The 2,760-nt window shown below is 70.0% G+C and carries 1 pseudogene; it reads right to left on the bottom strand.

Annotated features, from left to right (window positions below):
• Nucleotides 1-2,744 (bottom strand): annotated as a pseudogene (locus ACWGN5_RS41780) (non-ribosomal peptide synthetase); the annotation flags it as partial.
• Nucleotides 2,745-2,760: the final 16 nt, after the last annotated feature.

Raw genomic sequence — 2,760 nt, 5'->3', positions numbered from 1 at the left:
TCGCCCGGCTCGATCCGGAAGCCACGGATCTTCACCTGGTCATCGGTACGCCCGGCGAAGACCAGCTGCCCCTCCGCCGTCCACCGCGCCCGGTCCCCCGTCCGGTACATCCGCTCACCCGCACCACCGAACGGGCACGCCACGAACCGCTCCGCCGTCAGCCCCGCACGCCCCACATACCCCCGCGCCAAACCAGCACCCGCCACATACAGCTCACCCGCAACACCCGCCGGCACCGGCGCCAGCGCCTCGTCCAGCACGAACACCCGGGTGTTGACCACCGGCGTGCCGATCGCCACCCCCACCGCGTCCGGATCACAACGCCACAACGTCGCATCCACCGTCGTCTCGGTCGGACCATAGGAGTTGAACATCGCGCGACCCGACGCCCACCGAGCCATCACCTCCGGCGGGCACGCCTCCCCCGCCACCACCAACACCACATCCGTGCCGATCGAACCCGCGTCCAGCGTGGCCAGCACCCCCGGCGGCAACGTCACATGCGTCACCCGCGCCTCGGACAGAAACTCCGGCAACGCAGAACCCAGCCGCCGCTCCCCCGGCACCACCACAAGGGCCGCACCCGACAGCAACGCCATCAACCACTCCCACCCGAAAGTGTCGAAAGCAGCCGACGCGAACTGCCCCACCCTCGAGCCCGGACCCACACCCAACTCCCGCACCTGACCGGCCACCAGACCCGCCACACCCACATGCGAGACCACCACGCCCTTCGGCCGCCCCGTCGACCCCGACGTGTAGATCACATACGCCGGATGCTCCGCCCGAAGCCCCCCACACACCACCGCCGAGCCATCCAGACCCGCGATCTCCCCCGCCACCGCAAGCTCATCCACCACCACCCGCCGCACCTCACCCGGCACCGGCACCACCCCCGCCAGCACCTGGGACGTCAGCACCACCCCCAGCCCCGCATCCCCCACCACATACGCAAGCCGCTCCACCGGATGCTCCGGATCCAACGGCACATACGCACCCCCAGCCTTCAACACCCCCAACAACGCCACCTGCAGATCCACGCCACGCTCAAGGCAGACCCCCACAGCGGACTCCGGCCCCACTCCCAGGCCAGTCAGATAGCGCGCCAACCGATTCGCCCGCGCATCCACCTCCCCGTACGACAGCTCCACAGCCCCGTCGACCACCGCCACCGCATCCGGCTCGCGCGCCACCTGCGCCGCGAACAGCTCCGCAACCGTCGCCACCCCGACCTCAGCCGCGGTGTCGTTCCACCCCACCAACAACTGCTCACGCTCGGCCGCATCCAGCACATCCACCGCGCTCACCCGCACCGACGGATCCCCGACCACCGCCGACAACACCCGAACCCAACGCTCCGCGATCCGCGCAGCCGACCCCGCGTCAAAGAGATCGGCAGCCGCGATCACCGCACCCCTTACGCCCGCCGGGGCACCTTCGGCGTCGAAGACTTCGCTGGCCATGACGTCGAGGTCGAACTTCACCGCCGTCGTCCCACCACCCGACGCCAGCCCCGACGCCTCAAGACCCGGCAGATCCAGAACCGCCTGCTCCATGTTCTGCAACGCCAGCCACACCTGGAACAACGGATGCCGCGCCATCGAACGCGACGGCGCCAACTCCTCCACCAACCGCTCGAACGGCACATCCTGATGCTCAAAAGCACGCAGGCCGGCCTCCCGCACCCGCTCCAACACCTCACCGAACGACGGATCCCCCGACAGATCCGTCCGGATCACCAACGAATTGACGAAGAACCCGACCGACTCATCCAGCGCCTCATCCGTCCGCCCGGCAATCCCCGAACCGATCGGAATGTCCGTCCCCGCACCCAACCGCGACAACGTCACCGCAAGCGCCGCCTGCAACACCATGAACACCGTCACACCACGCTCACGCGCCACCTCACGCAACCGCGCATGCACCCCAGCCGGCACCTCCACGGCCGCCTGGTACCCACGCGGCGAACGCACGGCCGGCCGCGGGCGATCGGTCGGAAGCACCAGTTCCTCCGGCGCACCGGCCAACGCCTCACGCCAGAAGTCCACCTGACGCGACAGCAGACTGCTCGGGTCACCCTCGTCACCCAGCAGCTCCCGCTGCCACAACGCATAGTCCGCGTATTGGACCGGCAGCGCGGACCACTCCGGTTCCCGCCCCACACACCGTGCCGCGTAAGCCACCGAGACGTCCCGCGCGAACGGCGCCATCGACCAGCCGTCGCCCGCGATGTGATGCACGACGACGACCACCACGTGCTCATCCGCGCCGGTCTCGAACAGCCACGCCCGCAGGGGGATCTCCGTCGCCAGGTCGAAGGCGTACGTCCGCGCCTCGGCGACCGCTCCCGCCAGCTCCTCCGCACCCACCTCCGCGAAGGCCAGCTCGAACCCGCACTCATCCACCGGCAGGATCCGCTGGTACGGCTCACCCTCGGACACCGCGAACACCGTCCGCAGCACCTCATGCCGACCCAGCACATCAACCAGCGCCGCCCCCAGCGCCTCCCGGTCCAACCGGCCGGACAGCCGAAGCGCCACCGGCTGGTTGTACGTGGGGCTCGGTCCTTCCAACTGACCGATGAACCACAGCCGGCGCTGCGCGAACGACAGGGGTACGCGTTCCGGCCGCGCCCCCGCGACCAACGCCGGTCGTGCCTCACCCGCCTCCGCCAGCAGCGAGGCCAGACCGGCCGGCGTCGGCGCCTCGAACAGCGTCCGCAGCGCCACCTCCACACCCAGCACCGCACGCACCCGACTC

Source organism: Streptomyces sp. NPDC055815 (genome assembly GCF_053616475.1).
This window is presented reverse-complemented; position numbering and strand designations above follow the sequence as displayed.